Source organism: Ruegeria sp. G5 (assembly GCF_056533365.1).
The window spans coordinates 95,049-111,929 of sequence record NZ_JBQFOK010000003.1 but is presented as its reverse complement, the minus strand read 5'-3'; the positions used below and the strand labels follow the sequence as shown (position 1 = coordinate 111,929).

The 16,881-nt window shown below is 54.8% G+C and carries 16 protein-coding genes; 10 read left to right on the top strand and 6 right to left on the bottom strand.

From position 1 onward, the window contains the following. Window positions 1-7: 7 nt before the first annotated feature. Genes ACR0BD_RS06535 through ACR0BD_RS06515 form a run of 5 tightly spaced genes read left to right on the top strand, consistent with a single transcriptional unit; the run spans window position 8 to window position 5,257 of the window. Window positions 8-1,183 (top strand): L-rhamnonate dehydratase, encoded by a 1,176-nt coding sequence (locus tag ACR0BD_RS06535; protein ID WP_480829526.1) that lies wholly within the window; start codon window positions 8-10, stop codon window positions 1,181-1,183. Window positions 1,184-1,186: 3 nt separating this feature from the next. Beyond that, window positions 1,187-2,095: a dihydrodipicolinate synthase family protein gene (locus tag ACR0BD_RS06530; protein ID WP_480829525.1), complete on the top strand. Its 909-nt coding sequence runs from the start codon at window positions 1,187-1,189 to the stop codon at window positions 2,093-2,095. Between the two features lies 1 nt (window position 2,096). Beyond that, window positions 2,097-3,599 carry an aldehyde dehydrogenase (NADP(+)) gene (locus tag ACR0BD_RS06525; RefSeq protein ID WP_480829523.1) on the top strand — a complete coding sequence of 501 codons (1,503 nt, stop codon included), beginning with the start codon at window positions 2,097-2,099 and terminating at the stop codon, window positions 3,597-3,599. Window positions 3,600-3,611: 12 nt separating this feature from the next. Then, window positions 3,612-4,325 carry a cytochrome b561 domain-containing protein gene (locus tag ACR0BD_RS06520; RefSeq protein ID WP_480829521.1) on the top strand — a complete coding sequence of 238 codons (714 nt, stop codon included), beginning with the start codon at window positions 3,612-3,614 and terminating at the stop codon, window positions 4,323-4,325. Continuing rightward, the gene (locus tag ACR0BD_RS06515; protein WP_480829520.1) at window positions 4,325-5,257 is read left to right on the top strand and encodes an SMP-30/gluconolactonase/LRE family protein; all 933 of its coding nucleotides are present in this window, start codon (window positions 4,325-4,327) and stop codon (window positions 5,255-5,257) included. The genes ACR0BD_RS06520 and ACR0BD_RS06515 overlap by 1 nt, the downstream gene beginning before the upstream one ends. A gap of 84 nt (window positions 5,258-5,341) precedes the next feature. On the opposite strand, the gene queF is transcribed toward ACR0BD_RS06515, so the two are convergent. From queF to ACR0BD_RS06490, 5 genes are all read right to left on the bottom strand, one after another. After that, on the bottom strand, window positions 5,342-5,803 hold the full coding sequence (gene queF / locus ACR0BD_RS06510) for a preQ(1) synthase (RefSeq protein WP_480829519.1): 462 nt from the start codon (window positions 5,801-5,803) through the stop codon (window positions 5,342-5,344). Window positions 5,804-5,821: 18 nt separating this feature from the next. After that, window positions 5,822-6,532 (bottom strand): 7-carboxy-7-deazaguanine synthase QueE, encoded by a 711-nt coding sequence (gene queE, locus ACR0BD_RS06505; RefSeq protein ID WP_480829517.1) that lies wholly within the window; start codon window positions 6,530-6,532, stop codon window positions 5,822-5,824. Beyond that, window positions 6,529-6,882: a 6-carboxytetrahydropterin synthase QueD gene (gene queD, locus ACR0BD_RS06500; RefSeq protein WP_480696665.1), complete on the bottom strand. Its 354-nt coding sequence runs from the start codon at window positions 6,880-6,882 to the stop codon at window positions 6,529-6,531. Before queD ends, queE begins: the two co-directional genes overlap by 4 nt. Further along, on the bottom strand, window positions 6,882-7,583 hold the full coding sequence (gene queC, locus ACR0BD_RS06495) for a 7-cyano-7-deazaguanine synthase QueC (protein WP_480829516.1): 702 nt from the start codon (window positions 7,581-7,583) through the stop codon (window positions 6,882-6,884). The genes queD and queC overlap by 1 nt, the downstream gene beginning before the upstream one ends. A 149-nt stretch (window positions 7,584-7,732) precedes the next feature. Next, entirely contained in the window at window positions 7,733-8,656 is a 924-nt protein-coding gene (locus tag ACR0BD_RS06490; RefSeq protein ID WP_480829515.1) for a LysR substrate-binding domain-containing protein, read from the bottom strand. A 75-nt stretch (window positions 8,657-8,731) separates the two neighbouring features. Here ACR0BD_RS06490 and betC point away from each other — a divergent pair, with 75 nt between their 5' ends. From betC to ACR0BD_RS06465, 5 genes are all read left to right on the top strand, one after another. Beyond that, on the top strand, window positions 8,732-10,261 hold the full coding sequence (gene betC, locus ACR0BD_RS06485; RefSeq protein ID WP_480829514.1) for a choline-sulfatase: 1,530 nt from the start codon (window positions 8,732-8,734) through the stop codon (window positions 10,259-10,261). A gap of 219 nt (window positions 10,262-10,480) precedes the next feature. Further along, on the top strand, window positions 10,481-11,686 hold the full coding sequence (locus ACR0BD_RS06480; RefSeq protein WP_480829513.1) for a YcaO-like family protein: 1,206 nt from the start codon (window positions 10,481-10,483) through the stop codon (window positions 11,684-11,686). Beyond that, window positions 11,683-12,996 (top strand): TfuA-like protein, encoded by a 1,314-nt coding sequence (locus ACR0BD_RS06475; protein ID WP_480829512.1) that lies wholly within the window; start codon window positions 11,683-11,685, stop codon window positions 12,994-12,996. The genes ACR0BD_RS06480 and ACR0BD_RS06475 overlap by 4 nt, the downstream gene beginning before the upstream one ends. Before the next feature lie 31 nt (window positions 12,997-13,027). Further along, complete coding sequence (locus ACR0BD_RS06470; RefSeq protein ID WP_480699778.1) at window positions 13,028-14,329, top strand: gluzincin family metallopeptidase; 1,302 nt, start codon at window positions 13,028-13,030, stop codon at window positions 14,327-14,329. Window positions 14,330-14,469: 140 nt separating this feature from the next. After that, window positions 14,470-15,042: a hypothetical protein gene (locus tag ACR0BD_RS06465; protein ID WP_480699779.1), complete on the top strand. Its 573-nt coding sequence runs from the start codon at window positions 14,470-14,472 to the stop codon at window positions 15,040-15,042. Between the two features lie 52 nt (window positions 15,043-15,094). On the opposite strand, the gene ACR0BD_RS06460 is transcribed toward ACR0BD_RS06465, so the two are convergent. Continuing rightward, entirely contained in the window at window positions 15,095-16,837 is a 1,743-nt protein-coding gene (locus tag ACR0BD_RS06460) for a tetratricopeptide repeat protein (protein ID WP_480829511.1), read from the bottom strand. Window positions 16,838-16,881: the final 44 nt, after the last annotated feature.

Here is a 16,881-nt window from a genome sequence, read left to right as displayed (position 1 = left end):
GACCAAGATGACCAAGATTAAATCCGTACGCACCCGCGTCTGGAACTGGACCGGACCGACCGTGCCACCCACCGGCAATTTCTGCACCAACGCCTCGGACGCGCTCTATGAAAAAGGCGATGCGATGTCGTCTTTTCGTTTCCACCAATGGCTGACCTGCGAGATCGAGACCGAAGACGGCACCGTGGGGATCGGCAACGCGGCCCTTGCGCCCTCGGTGGTCAAGGCCGCCATTGACGAATGGTTCGCCCCGCTGGTGATTGGCGAGGACCCGTTCGACTATGCCTATCTGTGGGAGAAAATGTATCGCCGCAGCCATGCATGGGGCCGTAAGGGGATCGGGATGATCGCGATCTCGGCGGTTGATCTGGCGATCTGGGACCTGATGGGCAAGCTGGCCAGTAAGCCCGTGTTCAAACTGTTGGGCGGACGTACCAAGGAAAAGATCCCGGTCTATTATTCCAAGCTCTATTCCGGCCCCATCGACGTGATGCAGGCCGAGGCGGCCGAGGCGCAAAAGAACGGCTATTCCGCTTACAAAATGCGGTTTGGCTGGGGGCCCAAGGACGGCATGGCGGGCATGCGCGAAAACCTCAAACGGGTCGAGGCTGTGCGTGAGGTCATCGGCTATGACGTGGACCTGATGGTCGAATGCTACATGGGCTGGAACCTGGATTACGCCAAGCGGATGTTGCCCAAGCTGGTCAAATACGAACCCCGCTGGCTGGAAGAACCGGTGATTGCCGACGATGTTGAAGGCTATCGCGAGCTCAACGCGATGAACATCGTTCCGATCTCGGGTGGTGAGCATGAATTCTCGATCATCGGTTGCAAGGACCTGATCGAGAAAAAGGCCGTCAGCGTTTTGCAATATGACACCAACCGCGTGGGCGGCATCACAGCGGCGCAAAAGATCAACGCGATTGCCGAGGCGCATCAGATCCCCGTCATCCCCCATGCCGGACAGATGCATAATTATCATCTGACCATGGCCAACACGAATTGCATGATCAGTGAGTACTTCCCCGTCTTCGACGTCGAGGTTGGCAATGAGCTGTTCTACTATATCTTCGACGGCGACCCCGAGGCGGTGGACGGATTCCTTGATCTGGATGACAATAAGCCGGGTCTGGGGATCGAGATCACGGACAAACATCTGAAACATTTCAAGATTACGGAGTAATCCATGAGCTATACCGGTATCTGGCCCGTCGCGCCGACACCGTTCCATGATGACGGAACGCTTGATCTGGAGGGGATGAAACGCGTTCTGGATTGCCTGATCGATCAGGGCGCGGACGGGATTTGCGTGCTGGCCAATTTCTCGGAACAGTTCCTGATTTCGGACGAGGAACGCGCGATTCTGACCCGGCTTTGCCTTGAACATGTCGCGGGCCGTGTGCCGATGATCGTGACGATCAGTCATTTTGCAACACAGATCGCGGTGGAACGTGCCAAATTCGCCAAGGATCTGGGCGCGGATATCGTGATGATGATGCCGCCGTATCACGGGGCGCTTTTGAAAGGGAACGCTCAACAGACCTTTGATCAGTTCGCCGCCGTGGGCGAGGTCGGTATCCCGATCATGGTGCAGGACGCGCCTTTGTCGGGCGTCGATCTGCCCGTGCCCTTGCTGGTGAAGATGGCGCAAGAGATCGAGATGGTGAAACTGTTCAAGATCGAATGCCCCCGTGCGGCCAACAAGCTGCGGGCGTTGATTGCCGAAGGGGGTGATGCGATTGAGGCGCCCTTTGATGGCGAGGAAGGCATCACCTTGCTGGCCGATCTTGATGCGGGGGCCACGGGGTCTATGACCTCGGGCATGATCGTGGATCAGATCAAGCTGGTGATCACACATCACCTTGCTGGTCGCGTGGGCGAGGCGACCGAGGCGTATGGGCGTGTCGCGATGGTGATCAATCATGAAAACCGCCAATGCGGTTGGCAGTCCTGCAAGGCCGCGATGGTCGAAGGGGGGGTCATCGGATCCGAGTTCTGCCGCCACCCGATTGATCCGCTGCAACCGGCGATCCGTCAGCGCTTGATAGACCTTTTGAAACCACTGGACCCGATGGTCCTGAAATGGGGAAAGTAAGATGATCCTTGGACAAAACCTGATCGACGGCAATTGGGTCGGATCAGATAACCTGCGCGCTTCTGACGATCTTGAGGGCCAAAGCTTTGCGCAAGCCACCGCTGCGCAGGTTAATGACGCCTGCAAGGCCGCACGGCGCGACTTCCGCGCCTATTCCGGCAAATCACGGGCTGAGCGTGCGGTGTTCCTGCGCACGATTGCCGACCAGATGGACGTGTTTGGGGATGAGATCACCCAAACCGGCATAGCCGAGACCGGCCTGCCCGAAGCACGGCTGGTGGGTGAAAGAGGTCGCACCACCGGTCAGCTGCGCATGTTTGCCGACCTGATCGAAGACACCCATTACCTTGATACCCGTAAAGATGGCGCAATCCCCGATCGGACACCTCTCCCCCGTCCTGATCTGCGCCTGACGCACAAAGCTATTGGCCCCGTGGCCGTCTTTGGTGCGTCGAACTTCCCGCTCGCCTTCTCCACGGCGGGCGGGGACACCGCTTCGGCCTTGGCTGCCGGGTGCCCGGTGATCGTCAAGGGCCACAGCGCCCATGCAGGTACCGCCGAACTGGTCGCCCAAGCCATCTCCAAGGCCATCGAGATTTGCGGCATGCCCTCAGCCACATTCCAGATGGTGCAGGGATCGGGACGTGAGGTCGGCTCGGCCCTCGTCCAGCACCCGGACGTCACCGCAGTCGGCTTTACCGGATCGCTTGCCGGGGGCAGGGCGCTTTACGATCTGTGCCACGCGCGCCCCAATCCGATCCCGTTTTATGGTGAGCTTGGGTCGGTCAACCCTATGTTCTGTTTGCCAGCCGCGATGGAAGCGCGTGCCGCTGAAATCGGCGCGGGCTGGGCTGCTTCGTTAACCATGGGGGCAGGGCAGTTCTGCACCAACCCCGGCGTTGCGGTCATGGTCAAAGGCCCCGCAGCAGACGCGTTGGAAGCCGCCTGTGTCGCCGCATTGAATGACACGGCGGAGCAGAAGATGCTGACCGACGGTATCCATGCTGCCTATGAACAAGGCGTTCGTGAATTCCGCGATCTGATGACCGAGGTTACGTCCTGCAGCGCCGCAACTGGCAAACGCGCGGCGGTGCCGGCATTGTTCAAAGTCAACGCTGCAGAATGGATGGCAAACTCCAAGCTGCAACACGAAGTGTTTGGCGCTGCTGGCATTATCGTCCTTTGCGAGGACACTGAGCAGATGCAACAAGTGGCGGAAGGTCTGGAAGGGCAACTAACGCTTACCTTGCACCTGGACGATTCAGATGCCGCATTGGCCAAGTCTCTGATGCCAATTCTTGAGGAAAAGGCAGGTCGTCTTTTGGCCAACGGCTATCCTACAGGGGTCGAGGTCTGCTCTGCCATGATGCATGGCGGACCCTATCCGGCCAGTACAGATGTTCGTGCAACGTCGGTCGGAACACTGGGCATCGTGCGGTGGTTAAGACCTGTGAGCTATCAGAACATTCCAGACATCCTGTTGCCTGACGAGCTTAAAGGCTAGGGCTGGTCGCGTATGACAGAATGGCTGCTGTCACCCATTGATGCAGGGCGGGGCCACGATGTTGGTACCGCCCTGTCGTGGCACGCACGCCTGATGGTGTTGGGGTGGGGCATAATTTGCCCAGCGGCCATTATCGCGGCACGTTACTTCAAAATAATGCCGGGGCAGGACTGGCCCAGCGAACTGGATAATCCAACCTGGTGGCATATCCATCGCTTTGGGCAGGGGTTTGTACTGTTCGTGTCGGTGCCTGCGATTTTGATCCTATGGTTTGGGCCGAATACAGACCCTGCGCCACACCGATTTCTTGGGTACCTTGTGTTGAGCTTTGGAGTGGTTCAATTGGTAGGCGGGCTTACCCGTGGCACTAAAGGTGGCCCGACCGATCCTGTTAGCAGGGTAGGGGATCATTTTGACATGACCCGCCGCCGACAAATTTTTGAACGCATCCACCGTGCCACAGGATACGCCGTTATTCCGGTTCTGGTCGGTGCCATCTTGTCCGGGTTATGGGCGGCCAACGCCCCTCGGTGGATGTGGCTGGCCATAGTCATCTATTGGTTCGTTCTTGGCGTTATGGCTTTGCGCTTGGAACGTCAGGGCAGGGCTTTTGATACTTACCAAGCTATTTGGGGGCCGGACCCCAATCTTCCGGGCAACACTATGCCAAAGGCAGGATGGGCCACGATTAGACCGGGCGATATGCCTGAGAAAGGAACAGAATAATGTTTGGCGTGCTGGATGGTACAGGGTTCGAGGTTATCGAAAAGGAATTTGAGGCCTGCTTTATTGGCCATGCGCGGGTCGAAAGACTATGGACAGGTGCCCGTTGGTCAGAAGGACCAGCATGGTTCGCGGCAGGGCGCTATTTGGTTTGGTCCGATATTCCCAATAACCGTCTGATGCGTTGGGATGACACGGATGGCTCCGTCTCTGTTTTCCGCCAACCGTCAAACAATACAAACGGCAACACAGTTGATGCGCAAGGACGGTTGGTATCCTGCGAACATCTGACCCGCCGTGTGACCCGCACAGAACATGACGGCTCAATCACTGTTCTGGCTGACGCGTGGCAGGGCAAGCGTCTGAATTCTCCGAACGATGTTGTTGTGAAATCCGATGGGTCCGTCTGGTTTACCGATCCATCCTACGGGATCATGATGGATTATGAAGGCGAGCGCGCCGAAAGCGAAATTGGAGCCTGCCATGTCTATCGTGTTGACCCGGACACTGGCGAGGTTGTCGCTGTAGCAACCGATTTTGTGAAACCCAACGGCTTGGCGTTTTCCCCAGATGAAAGCACGCTATTCGTGTCGGACACTGGCATAACACATGATCCTGATGGGCCGGCTCATATCCGCAAATTTGCTGTCTCAACGGATGGTAAAACCCTGAGCGGAGGAGAGGTGTTTGCGGAATGCTCTGCCGGTGTGTTTGACGGTTTCAGACCCGACCGGCATGGCCGCATCTGGAGCTCGGCGGCCGATGGAATCCATTGCCTGAACCCGCAGGGTGAATTGATCGGAAAGGTTCACATCCCCGAGATGGTAGGCAACGTCTGTTTTGGCGGGGCGAAGCTGAACCGCTTATTCGCTGCGGGTACCAGTTCGTTGTACTCGGTGTATTTGAACGTAAACGGATGCGGATTGCCGGGCTAAAAGCCTAAGCTGTGGGTGGTCCAACCCCTAACTGTTCCAGTTCAGCTAGTGAGTATGAACCACCAAAAATAAACGCTTTGAACCTTATCCGCGACCGCGATAGGGCGGAACGCCCTGATCAGGGATCCAGACATGTGACGGTGTTTCACCCGTTTGCCAGAATACGTCGATAGGGATGCCGCCGCGTGGGTACCAATACCCCCCAATCCGCAACCAGCGTGGGTCCAAAAACGAAACCAGACGGCGCGCAATGGAAACGGTGCAGTCTTCGTGAAAGGCGCCGTGGTTGCGGAACGATCCAAGGAACAGCTTCAGGGATTTTGACTCGACCAGCCAATCGCCGGGCACATAGTCGATCACCAGATGCGCAAAATCCGGTTGTCCGGTCATTGGGCAAAGTGACGTAAATTCAGGTGCTGTAAACCGCACGCAATAGTCGATGTCCGCCTGCGGGTTCTGGACACGTTCAAGTTCGGCTGCTTCGGGCGATGCTGGCAGTTCGGTTTTGCCGCCAAGTTGTGTCAGGTCGCTGTAGATGGTTTCCATATCAAACTCCTTCGCGGGTCAAACCCCGCGTTTATTGCCCCACAATAAGACGTGCAGCTGTGGTAAGACTCTGGGGCTGAACCAACCGTCGGCGGTGACTTTCTCGACCAGCCAAAGCAAACGATCCGACAGGACTTGCGGATCGACGGGAAGGTCGGGGTCAACCTCGGCATTGCCCGGTTGCAAGTACAAGGGCAGAGAGGGGTAGCGTTTTGCTACTGCGCGCGCCCAGTCATAGTCGGTGTCGTCAAAGACAACGATCTTAAGCACAGTTTTCGCGCATGATTCTGCGGCTACGAGGCATGCGTCAAACGCGGCCCAATCCACGTTTTCCCCGCTCGAGGGTGGCTTTGGGCTGAGCACCAGCGTATCCAGGTCGCCAAACCAAGGTTTCGCAATCGACCCCTGCGTTTCGCAGGCAAAGCGATACCCATTGGCCCTTCCAAGCGCGATCAACGGCGCAAAGTTCTGGATCGCCGGGTTCCCCCCGGACAGAGAAACCGTCAGGGGGCGCCCGCCGGAAAGCGCGCGGACCCGGTCCCATACGGAGTCGGTTGTCATGGCAGCCCATTCGTTGCGATAAACGGGGTCAACCGCATGCACGCTGTCGCACCAGCTGCACCGATAGTCACACCCGCCCGAGCGAACAAAGACTGTGGGCTCTCCGATCAGTGCGCCTTCGCCCTGAATGGTCGGCCCAAAGATTTCAGCGATGCGCAACCGGGTCACGGGCGATACTCAGCCCAGGTTTTCGGCGTTTCACTGACCCGGACGGCGGCCGTTTCGGGCCAACGCGCCACACACCACTCATAGAAGTGACGCGCTAGGTTCTCGGCGGTCGTCAGTATATTCATCACATCGTTGAGGTGGCGATGATCAAACGTGTCGTCGATATAAGTCTTGAGGGACTTCAGCTCACCATAGTCGCGAACGAATCCATCGCGGTTCAGGTCCTTTGCGGCCAGCTCGACCTCGACCACATAGTTGTGGCCGTGCATCCGGGCGCATTGATGATCCTCGGGCAGGTGGGTCAACTGGTGGGAGGCCGAAAAATGAAACTCTTTGGTGATCCGGTACATCAGGCGCTTTCCTTCTGAGCCGTGGCCGACATCCAGAAATCGGGGTCTTCATAAACCGTTGGGTCCGATATACCGGCCAAATGGAACGCCTCACGCCGTTCAACGCAGGTGCCGCAGCGGCCGCAGTGATGCTCGCCACCTTTGTAGCAAGACCAGGTCTGGGCAAACGGCGTATCCACGCGCGCACCTTCGATCACGATATCTGCCTTGCTGCGATGGACAAACGGCGTGAACAAAGACAGGTCGGCGTACCCGTCCAAAGCCTGTTTTTGCATGGCTTCAAACGCTTGGGTAAAGGCCGGGCGGCAATCTGGGTAAATAAAGTGATCCCCACCATGTACCGCAGTCGCTACGGCATCCGCCCCGCGTGCCGCAGCCGCGCCAAACGCGACCGTCAACATGATCGCGTTTCGGTTTGGTACGACGGTTACCTTCATACTTTCTTCGGCGTAGTGCCCGTCCGGCACATCCACATTGTCTGTCAGAGCGGACCCGGTCAGCACTGCGCCAACTGGCCTGAGGTCAATGATGTCATGGGGAACACCAAGACGCCGTGCGCAGTCAGCGGCATAGTCCAGTTCTTTACGGTGGCGCTGCCCATAGTCAAATGAGATCAGACCAAAAAGCTGGTGATCACTTGCCACAATATGCGCCAGCGATACCGAATCCAGCCCGCCCGAGCAGATTACGATTGTTTTCATATTTTGAACCCTTGTTTTGTTACCCGGGTAGGCTGCGACCGGGATGGGGCCTGTTACACCCGTCGCGTCGGGGTGCCAAGTCACATTTCCGAGGTTGTGATGAAAGCGCGAACTACGGGTTGCATAATGATGATTATGGTAAAATTAAGTTAAGAACCAGATGATGAAGAAACACCACATATCCAATTGAAAACGTCCAATTGTAAGCCATGTGTGTCGGGTTTGCGTTCAATCACATATGGACGTGCGCTTTTAGCGGAAACAGGATAAGCCTGCACGAGATCATTGCTTTGCAAATATTGCGAAACAAATTCCAGTGGCGACAAAAACAACCCGTTACCTTCAAGGCACGCCTGACACCCCAGCATATAGTTACCTACGCTGATTCCGATTTGTTGTTTTTGCGCAGGCGCGTTCATTTCTTGGTACCAAAGGCGCCAATCAAAAAACTCTGGACCTGAACCTATAGCCATTGAGATATGCGGTGCTGATTGTAGCTGGTCCAAAGTATCAAACGGGCCGTTTTTCGCATAAAACGCGGGGGAACAAACGACCGCAACGTCTTCAGTAAACAGGACCTGGCGGTTCGATGACACAATACTTGTATCGCTGTACTCAACCATCAAATCCCAATCTCCGCGGTTTACGTTCGCCGGGAAGTGCGCAGTCGTGATCTGAAGATCGAGCCCCGGAAAATCCTCTTGCAAGCGCGCCAAGCGCGGCAACAGCCAGTAGGTGGAAAAGGCGAAATCAGTCGCCAGACGCACCCGGTTCTTGTTTGGGGGCTCCAGCAAAGAATGAAACCTGGACTCGATTTCGCGCATGTGCGGAGCGCAAAAGGAAAACAACTGTTGCCCACTGCTGGTCAGTTCAACGCCCTTATTTCGACGCTGAAACAATGACACGCCAAGCGCCCCCTCAAGCGATGAGATTTTCTGGCTGATCGTAGGCTGCGCCATACCGAAAGCTTTGGCAGCGGCGGTAAAACTTCCGGTCCGGGCAGTGACAATAAAGACGTATAGCCCGCTCAGTTGAGAATGAATTTTGCCATAGGAAAAAGAGCCATCAGACATTGCGAAAGCCTATATTTACAGAGTTGACGCGAAGGATATCATAAGAAAAATACTCAGCAATCTCAGGAATAAGTCATGACGCAGCAAGGGCCAAACATCGTTCTGATCATGGCGGATCAATTGGCGCCGCATTTTACAGGTGCTTACGGCCACCCACTGGTTAAGACGCCTCATATGGATGCTCTTGCCGCTAGGGGCACCTTGTTTGAATCAGCCTACTGTAACTCTCCGCTATGCGCGCCTTCGCGATTTAGTTTCATGTCCGGCCAACTGGTGACGCGAATTGCGGCCTACGACAACGCCAGCGAGTTTCACGCTTCGGTTCCGACATTTGCGCATTATCTGCGGGCAATGGGGTACAGAACCTGTTTGGCCGGAAAGATGCACTTTGTCGGGCCAGATCAATTGCACGGATTTGAAGACCGTCCCGTCACAGATATCTATCCTGCAGATTTTGCCTGGACGCCGGATTGGGAGCTGCCGGATGAGCGGATCGATGCGTGGTACGCCAATATGGACGTCGTGCGCGAAGCGGGAATTGCCGCGACGACTTATCAGCATGATTACGATGATGAGGTCGGGTTTTATGCGCGGCGTCAGATCTTTGACTATGTGCGTGACGGGGATGCCCCGTTTTGCCTGGTGGCCAGTTTCATCCACCCACATGATCCATATGTCGCGCGCCAGGAATTCTGGGATCTTTATGATCACGCGCAGATCGACATGCCGTTGAACCCCATGACCCGCGATCAACAGGACCCTTTTTCACAGCGTATTATGGACGGAATTGAAGCCAGCATCGTGGAGCCCACCGAGGAAGAGCTGCGAAACACGCGGCATGCCTACTATGCCAATGTTTCCTATTTCGACAGCAAGGTCGGAGAGCTGGTAAAAACTCTGGAAGAAGCCGGCGTGTTGGATGAGACCGTGATCATCGTGACAGCCGATCATGGGGAAATGTTGGGTGAACGAAGCCTGTGGACCAAAATGAATTGGTTCGAACGCTCGGCCAGGGTGCCCTTGATCATGGCTGGCCCGCGCGTCCGGCAGGGTCGTGTGCGTAACAACTGTTCTTTGCTGGATATCCTGCCGACCATGTTGGATATCGCCAGCAGCAATGGTGCAGAGCAACCTGTTTTGGGCCAACCTATTGACGGGCGATCGTTGTTTCCGGCGGCTCAGGGACGGCATGATGACGTTGACGAGGCGATCGGCGAATATTGTGCCGAGCTTACATCTCACCCGGTCTTCATGATACGGCGAGGTGAATTCAAATTCATTTATTGTGAAATCGATCCTCCGATCCTTTTTGACATCTCCAAAGACCCGGAAGAATTGAACAACCTCGCAACTGATCCAGCTTATGCTGAAACGGTGGCGACCTTTACAGCCGAAGCCCAAGACAGGTGGGATAGTGAAACAATCCGCCAGGACGTCATCAAAACGCAAAAGCAACGCCGGGCTGTTTATGACGCTATGAACCATGGGCGCCTGACTTCGTGGGATTTCAACCCGCCACGGGATGCCAGTCAGGAATATGTTCGCAACCATAAACTCTGGACAGATGTCGCTGAAAAAACGCGACTTCCGAGGTGGTCGAAATAATCAGGCTTCGTCCGAATGACTCGTACAAACGACCAAATGCGTGGGTTCAGGACAGACTCCTGGCATTCTTAGGTCTTGATCGCGATACCCTGTTAACCCGTTCCTTGACGGGAAACGTCATTCGATCTGTTGACCCAGCGAAATACATCCACCATCCTGAAACCTATTGATTTCTGATTTCTTTAATACGTTCGCGTTTTTTTGGTTAAGGTCAGTCGCATGTCAGTTGATACGCAAAAACGATATGTGCTTGATACGCACCGCTCGCGTGATCCTGAGCAGACTCTGAAGCTGGTTAAGCCCTATCTAAAAGAAATGGGTATAACCAGAATTGCCAATCTGACCGGGTTGGACCGTATTGGGTTACCGACCGTTATGGTGTCGCGACCGAACTCTCGCTCAGTGGCGGTTTCCCTTGGCAAAGGTCTGTCACTCAGCGCGGCGCAGGCCTCAGGCGTGATGGAGGCTATAGAAAGTTGGCACGCTGAACGCGTGCACCTGCCGCAACGCCTTGCCCGCTATACCGATCTTGTGGCGAACGCGAATGTGGTTGACGTATCAGCTCTGCCGCGCGTGACCCGCGGGCGTTTTGAACCCAACCGCAACATGTTGTGGGTGCAAGGCTGGGATTTGTGCGCCGAACAAGAATGTTGGGTCCCGTTGGAAATGGTAGATACCGACTATACGGACGCACCCGATGGTGGAAAGGGCGCATTTCCAAGAACAACTAATGGTTTGGCATCTGGCAACAACACTGCCGAAGCCACCTGCCACGCCATTTGCGAACTGATTGAGCGCGATGCGACAACCCTATGGCATCACAAGCCGGCTCAGATGCGTGTAGACCCGGGGACAATCGAAGATGATCGTTGCCAGCAAGCCCTTCAATTGATCCAAGCGGCGGGGTTGGATTGCGGAATATGGAACACGACTTCGGATATCGGGATTGCCAGTTTTCGCTGTGTCATTTCCGAAGCTGCAGGAAAGACGGGTCATATCGGAATTGGTGACGGGTGCCATCCTGACCGGGCGATCGCTTTGTTGCGTGCCGTAACTGAAGCTGCCCAAACGCGTCTGACCTATATTTCCGGCGCGCGGGATGATCTTGATCCATCCGAATTCACGTCGCAGGCGCAAACCGAACGTTGTAGATACATACAAGACCAGATTATCAACGCCCCTGCAGACGAAAACTTTGGCGATTGTCCCACATTTTCTACCGGGTCTTTCGAAGAAGATGTCGACCTGCTTTTGGACAGGTTGCAGGCTGTTGGTTTACAGCAAGTGGTCGTATTGGACCTTTCGCGACAAGACTATGATATCGCGGTCGTGCGTGCCGTAGTTCCGGGGTTGGAGGCTCCGCATGACGATCCCGATTACGTCCCGGGTCAGCGGGCCCAGATGTTTGTGGAAGAACGTTCATGAGCGTCATCATTTTTGCAGGTCCGACTATAAAACCAGAGGCGATCTCTGAGGTTTTGGACGCTCGTATTCTGCCGCCGGTCCGACAAGGTGACGTGTACCGCGTAGCCAAGGATCGCCCCGATGCGATCGGCATAATTGATGGGTATTTCGAAGGTGTGCCATCCGTGTGGCACAAAGAAATCCTATGGGCGATGGAACAAGGTATACCGGTCTTTGGCAGCGCCAGTATGGGTGCCCTCAGGGCATCGGAACTTGCGGATTTTGGCATGATCGGCGTAGGCCAGATATTCGAGGACTACTATTCCGGTGTTCTGCAAGACGATGATGAAGTTGCCGTACTTCACAGCCCGGCTGAGCTTGCGTTTCAGCCCTTGAGTGTGCCAATGGTTTCCGTGCGTGCGACCGTCGCACAGGCGGTCGCCGCAGGTATCCTGAGCGCACAATACACGACGGATATTCTGAAAACGGCCAAGTCAATTCATTATCGCCAGCGAACTTGGACGGAAATCAGCAATGCTCTGACAAATGCCGACAGTTTTAGTGCCTTTTGGGATTGGCTGCCCATTGGAGAAGTGGATGCAAAGGCTGATGACGCAAAAGCGATGTTGGGGGTTATGTCGGAACACTTGTCCAGCCCCGCCCTGCCCCACGAAACGCCGGAGCCTATGGAACGTACTTTGGTTTGGAAAGCCTTGCGTGAACGGATTGATGAGCAAGGCACCGGGGATACCGCGATCATAAACGAACTTCGTTTGAACCCAGATCTTTTTTCGACATTGCGTGAGCGCGCGATGTTGACCTTATTGGCACGGGAAGAAACGACCAGACGCAATATGACGCCCGACCGCGACGCCGTCTTGCACCAGATGTCACGCCATCGAAGCCACCACGATCTGCCGCGCCAATCAGATCTGATGATGTGGCTGAATGCGAATGATCTGAGCCTTGAGCAATATGAGGCGATGCTAACAGATGCGGCTCGTCTGGATGCAACCATTTCCGCGCGCAGTAATCGTTTGGACGAAATCCTGATGTCCGAGCTAAGACACACAGGACGATATGAGGAATTTAGGAACCGCGCCTTTAAAAAGGCAGATATGACCGCGCCATTCGACCGTAATGTGGGTGCGAACCGTCTGAATATGGTAGTGTGGTATTTTGAAACCCACCTCAATCGGGATGTCCCAGATGATCTGGATGCTTATGCGGTCTCTCTTGGATTACCCGAACGCGAGGCGTTGTATGATTTGATAGAAGTGGAATTTTTGTATTGTCAGAATAATGCCGGGATACAGTCATCCGGCACGTGACGGAAACTTAAACAGACCGGGAGCGCGCTTTATGGACCTACCCGTGGACAGTGAACATGAAGAACCGGGAACGCGATTTTTGTTGTTCCCTCAATCGCCTTTTCTCGAACCAGACGCTCAATTGGAACTGGTCGAGATTTCTGCGCCCCAAGGCAGTATCGGACCCGGGCCATCGGGTCCGCGTATGTACACCGTTAACCCTGTGGGTAAGACGACACCCTACGGCGCAATTGTTCCGGGACCCAATGGCCCGGGTATGTATCTGCCGCCCTGGAACGGATATATTCAACCGCCTGCAATGCCGGACGAGTTTGGGAACTTCATCCATATCGACCCAAGCGACCCCGCGTTTGAAGCAGCCCATTTGTTCGGATCGGCCCATTTCACGATGGATGTCTGGCAAGGATATTTTGACCGACCAATCCCATGGCATTTCGCGCGCGATTTTGAACGACTAGAACTCTCATTGCTTCCCAGCCTCGATAACGCCCATATCGGTTGGGGTTTTCTTGAAACCGGGGGCACGCATGATCACGGGAATGAGTATCGCCCCTATAGCCTGAATTTCGATGTCGTCGCACATGAGATCGGCCACGCGATAATCTACAGTGTGATTGGGATGCCGTCGGACGGTGATGCCTCGGGCGAATATTATGGGTTCCATGAATCTGCAGCGGACTTGGTCGCATTGCTCGCTTCATTGCATTTTGGATCCGTGGTTGAGACGCTACTCACAAACACCCGAGGTAACCTGTACACGTTCAACCGCTTGAACCGATTTGCCGAGCTTTCGGAAAACGCACAAATCAGAACCGCGGCGAATAACCGTTCTTTGGCCGAATTCGCAGCTGGGTGGTCCAGTGAACACGCTTTGTCCGAACCGTTAACGGGCGCGATGTTCGACATTTTTGTCGATATTTACCACGAGCGTCTGCTGATGCATGGGCTCATAACCCCCGAAGAAGAAGACTTGTCAGATCAGCTTGAGGACTCGGCGGATTATAGCGACGTCATGCAGGGAATTTTTGACCAACGATACGCCGAAAATCCCGACGGTTTTCGCATAGCACTGCTGGAAGCACGCGACTATCTTGGCACCTATTTAGCAGATGCATGGAGCCTGCTAGACGCGGACATGCTCAGCTATTTCGGCGTTGAAAAAGCGCTGCTGACAGTTGATCAGGAAATCACGGGCGGCGCTTTCCAACGCATCATCGAAGGGAACTTTCGGATGCGCGATATTGGTCTGACGACGGCCGGCCCGCGCCTGCCAGACCCGGACGAAGACAGCCATGCCAACTCTGTTCGCACCCAGGTGCCAGAGGAAAGCTGAGGAAATTCTTTTTTTTCAAACAAGTTTATGGCATTTATGAATGGGGTGATTTTTTTGGATTTTTTGACTCGTGCTTTTTGCGGGTCTGGACAAAGGGCGAGAGAGATTAACTGTCAAACCCGCAATTGGGAGATGAGTTTATGGCGGAGACATTACTCAGTTTTTCAGAAGTGTTGATTTACGGACGCGTTTTGGAGGATCTTGCATATTCGACGAAAGATCAAAAAACCAAAGGCAACAATAAGCATCTCAAAGACCAGTTTGCGGCTGCAGGCAGCGACAAGGTTAAATTCGCTAAGATTTACGGCTTTGCCTACGAAGGAACATATTACGACCTTCCCGAGCCTACCATTTTTCTTGTGCACGGCGATGGAACGCCGGTTGCCGAAGCGGGCACGCCGCCAGACCAACGGGCCAGATCTCCGCAGAACCCGTCTGTTGGTGGGGTAGCTGCTGCTGACTATCAGGTCGCTGATGGCATCATGGTCTGGAATTATGACAAGGCGGATCAGACCATGCGCATGGATGTCATGACCGGTCAGTTCGAACAAGTCTTGCTGGACATCTATTTCGGCTTTGACAGCCCTGCAATCAGTGGTGCCAAAGTATCAGGCGCCAAGGTGAGTGGAGCAAAAGTCAGCGGCGCGAAGGTATCAGGTGCCAAGGTCAGCGGCGCAAAAGTAAGTGGTGCCAAAGTACGCGGCGGCGACTAATCAGCGACCACAATCAAACAAAAAGGGCGCGTAGATCGCGCCTTTTTTCGTTTTAGAAGCCGGCTTTCTTCAACCCTTCGACGAAGTGTTGTGTGTCATCTTCCAACCGGTCTGGCAGGACTTTCGCCCACCGCGACAAAGAAAAGTTGGGATGCGCTTCGCGGTGCTTATCCGCAATCAGACGTGCCATGTCCATGTTGCCCAATTGAGCGTGGCTGGCGGCCAGCATGCGTTGACCTTCCGTCGGGTTGTTCATCTTGTTTACGGTTTCAATGACGTCCTCATATCGTCTGAGGTTGTAATACGCCCCGCCAAGGTGCCACAGGTATTGATCCGGGAAATAAGGGTTCAGACGCATAGCCTGTTGCAGGTGCGTAATAGCTGTTTCATTGTCCCCCGAATGCGCCAATGCGTCGGCGTAATCCGAATGCATGTCGGCATCGTTAGGATTTAGCGCCAAAGCACGCTGATAGGACTGGATCGCGGCGTCATGTTCTTTGCGGTACAAGTGGACATAACCCAACTCACCAAACCCGCGCGCGTCGGTGGGATCCAATTCGATCGCCCGCTGTGCAAAAGTTAGCGCTTGTTCCAACGCGCCACCGGGATCTTCGGTCCAGGAATAACGCCAGTCGATGTTCAAGGTTCGCGATAGTGCCGCCGCTGCACGGGCATAGCCACCGTCCCGATCAAGTGCGGTTTGATAGAAGTTCTGCGCCTTGCGATTGTCGTTTCGCGTGTATTTGAATATGTGATGTTGACCCTGCAGAACTGACCCGTAAGCCTCGAGATCTGAGGGTATGGCTTGAATCATGCGTTGTTTTTCGTGCGACTCGATCATCACAGCGGTTGCGGCGACGATGCATTCGGTTACCTCATCCAGAATATCGAAAATGTCGTCGATATTGCGATCAAACCGTTCCGCCCAAATTGTGCGTTCGGTATTTGCATCGATCAGCTCGGTCGAAATCCGAATACGGCTGGCCGAACGACGTACATTCCCACGGGCGATGTAGCGCACGTTAAGACGTTCTGCGGCCTGTTTCGGCGGCATCGACTGAGCTTTGAAAAAGAACGAAGAGTTCCGGGCGATGATAAACAGGTTCCGGAACTTGGACAGATTCATGATGATGTCGTCTGTCAAACCTTCGGCAATCCAACTGTCGGATTCGTCCCCACCCTGGCTTCCAAACGGCAGCACCGCGACGGAGGGGGTATCGGGCCGTTCCAGTACATCGCCCGGCGTTTCGGGCCGCATCGTACCGGCCATAGTTGCGCCTGCGACTTCGCTGCGAACGCAATAGGTCGAAACCGGGTTCAGGATATTCTTGAGCTGCTTTGATCCAAGAAACTCATACCCGTATCGCAGCCGGTTGCAGACCTGATCATAGACCGCAGAGCTGACGTAAACGCGTTCAGGTTCTGCAATTTCTTGAAGCCTTGCAGCAATGTTGACGTTGTCGCCGTGAATCCCCCGATCGTCGATCAGGATTTCGCCAAGGTGAACGCCAGCGCGAAATTTGATTCGTTTGTCGGAATCCCCGCCTTCGTTGTGTTGGCTCGCAATCCTGTGCAGTTCCACACCAAATTCGACTGCCGCGGTGGCTGTTTCGAACAAGGCAAGAATGCCATCCCCACGGACTTCGACGACCCTGCCCTGGTACTTTGCGCAAGATGTCTCTAACTGAGCCAGCAATGATTTCAAGGCGTTATAAGTGTCCATCTCATTCTCGCTCATCAAGCGAGAATAGCCGACGACATCGGCAAACAGGACTGCGCCTAACTTTTGAGTCATCGGGAAATTAGAACTGGTCGTGTTCACAGGCAGTACTCGTTTCA

Excerpts from the sequence above, each read along its gene's own strand:
- ACR0BD_RS06535 (WP_480829526.1), top strand. The coding sequence starts at position 8 with ATGACCAAGATTAAATCCGTACGCACCCGCGTCTGGAACTGGACCGGA.
- ACR0BD_RS06530 (WP_480829525.1), top strand. The coding sequence starts at position 1,187 with ATGAGCTATACCGGTATCTGGCCCGTCGCGCCGACACCGTTCCATGAT.
- ACR0BD_RS06525 (WP_480829523.1), top strand. The coding sequence starts at position 2,097 with ATGATCCTTGGACAAAACCTGATCGACGGCAATTGGGTCGGATCAGAT.
- ACR0BD_RS06520 (WP_480829521.1), top strand. The coding sequence starts at position 3,612 with ATGACAGAATGGCTGCTGTCACCCATTGATGCAGGGCGGGGCCACGAT.
- ACR0BD_RS06515 (WP_480829520.1), top strand. The coding sequence starts at position 4,325 with ATGTTTGGCGTGCTGGATGGTACAGGGTTCGAGGTTATCGAAAAGGAA.
- queF (WP_480829519.1), bottom strand. The coding sequence starts at position 5,803 with ATGGAAACCATCTACAGCGACCTGACACAACTTGGCGGCAAAACCGAA.
- queD (WP_480696665.1), bottom strand. The coding sequence starts at position 6,882 with ATGTACCGGATCACCAAAGAGTTTCATTTTTCGGCCTCCCACCAGTTG.
- queC (WP_480829516.1), bottom strand. The coding sequence starts at position 7,583 with ATGAAAACAATCGTAATCTGCTCGGGCGGGCTGGATTCGGTATCGCTG.
- ACR0BD_RS06490 (WP_480829515.1), bottom strand. The coding sequence starts at position 8,656 with ATGTCTGATGGCTCTTTTTCCTATGGCAAAATTCATTCTCAACTGAGC.
- betC (WP_480829514.1), top strand. The coding sequence starts at position 8,732 with ATGACGCAGCAAGGGCCAAACATCGTTCTGATCATGGCGGATCAATTG.
- ACR0BD_RS06480 (WP_480829513.1), top strand. The coding sequence starts at position 10,481 with ATGTCAGTTGATACGCAAAAACGATATGTGCTTGATACGCACCGCTCG.
- ACR0BD_RS06475 (WP_480829512.1), top strand. The coding sequence starts at position 11,683 with ATGAGCGTCATCATTTTTGCAGGTCCGACTATAAAACCAGAGGCGATC.
- ACR0BD_RS06470 (WP_480699778.1), top strand. The coding sequence starts at position 13,028 with ATGGACCTACCCGTGGACAGTGAACATGAAGAACCGGGAACGCGATTT.
- ACR0BD_RS06465 (WP_480699779.1), top strand. The coding sequence starts at position 14,470 with ATGGCGGAGACATTACTCAGTTTTTCAGAAGTGTTGATTTACGGACGC.
- ACR0BD_RS06460 (WP_480829511.1), bottom strand. The coding sequence starts at position 16,837 with ATGACTCAAAAGTTAGGCGCAGTCCTGTTTGCCGATGTCGTCGGCTAT.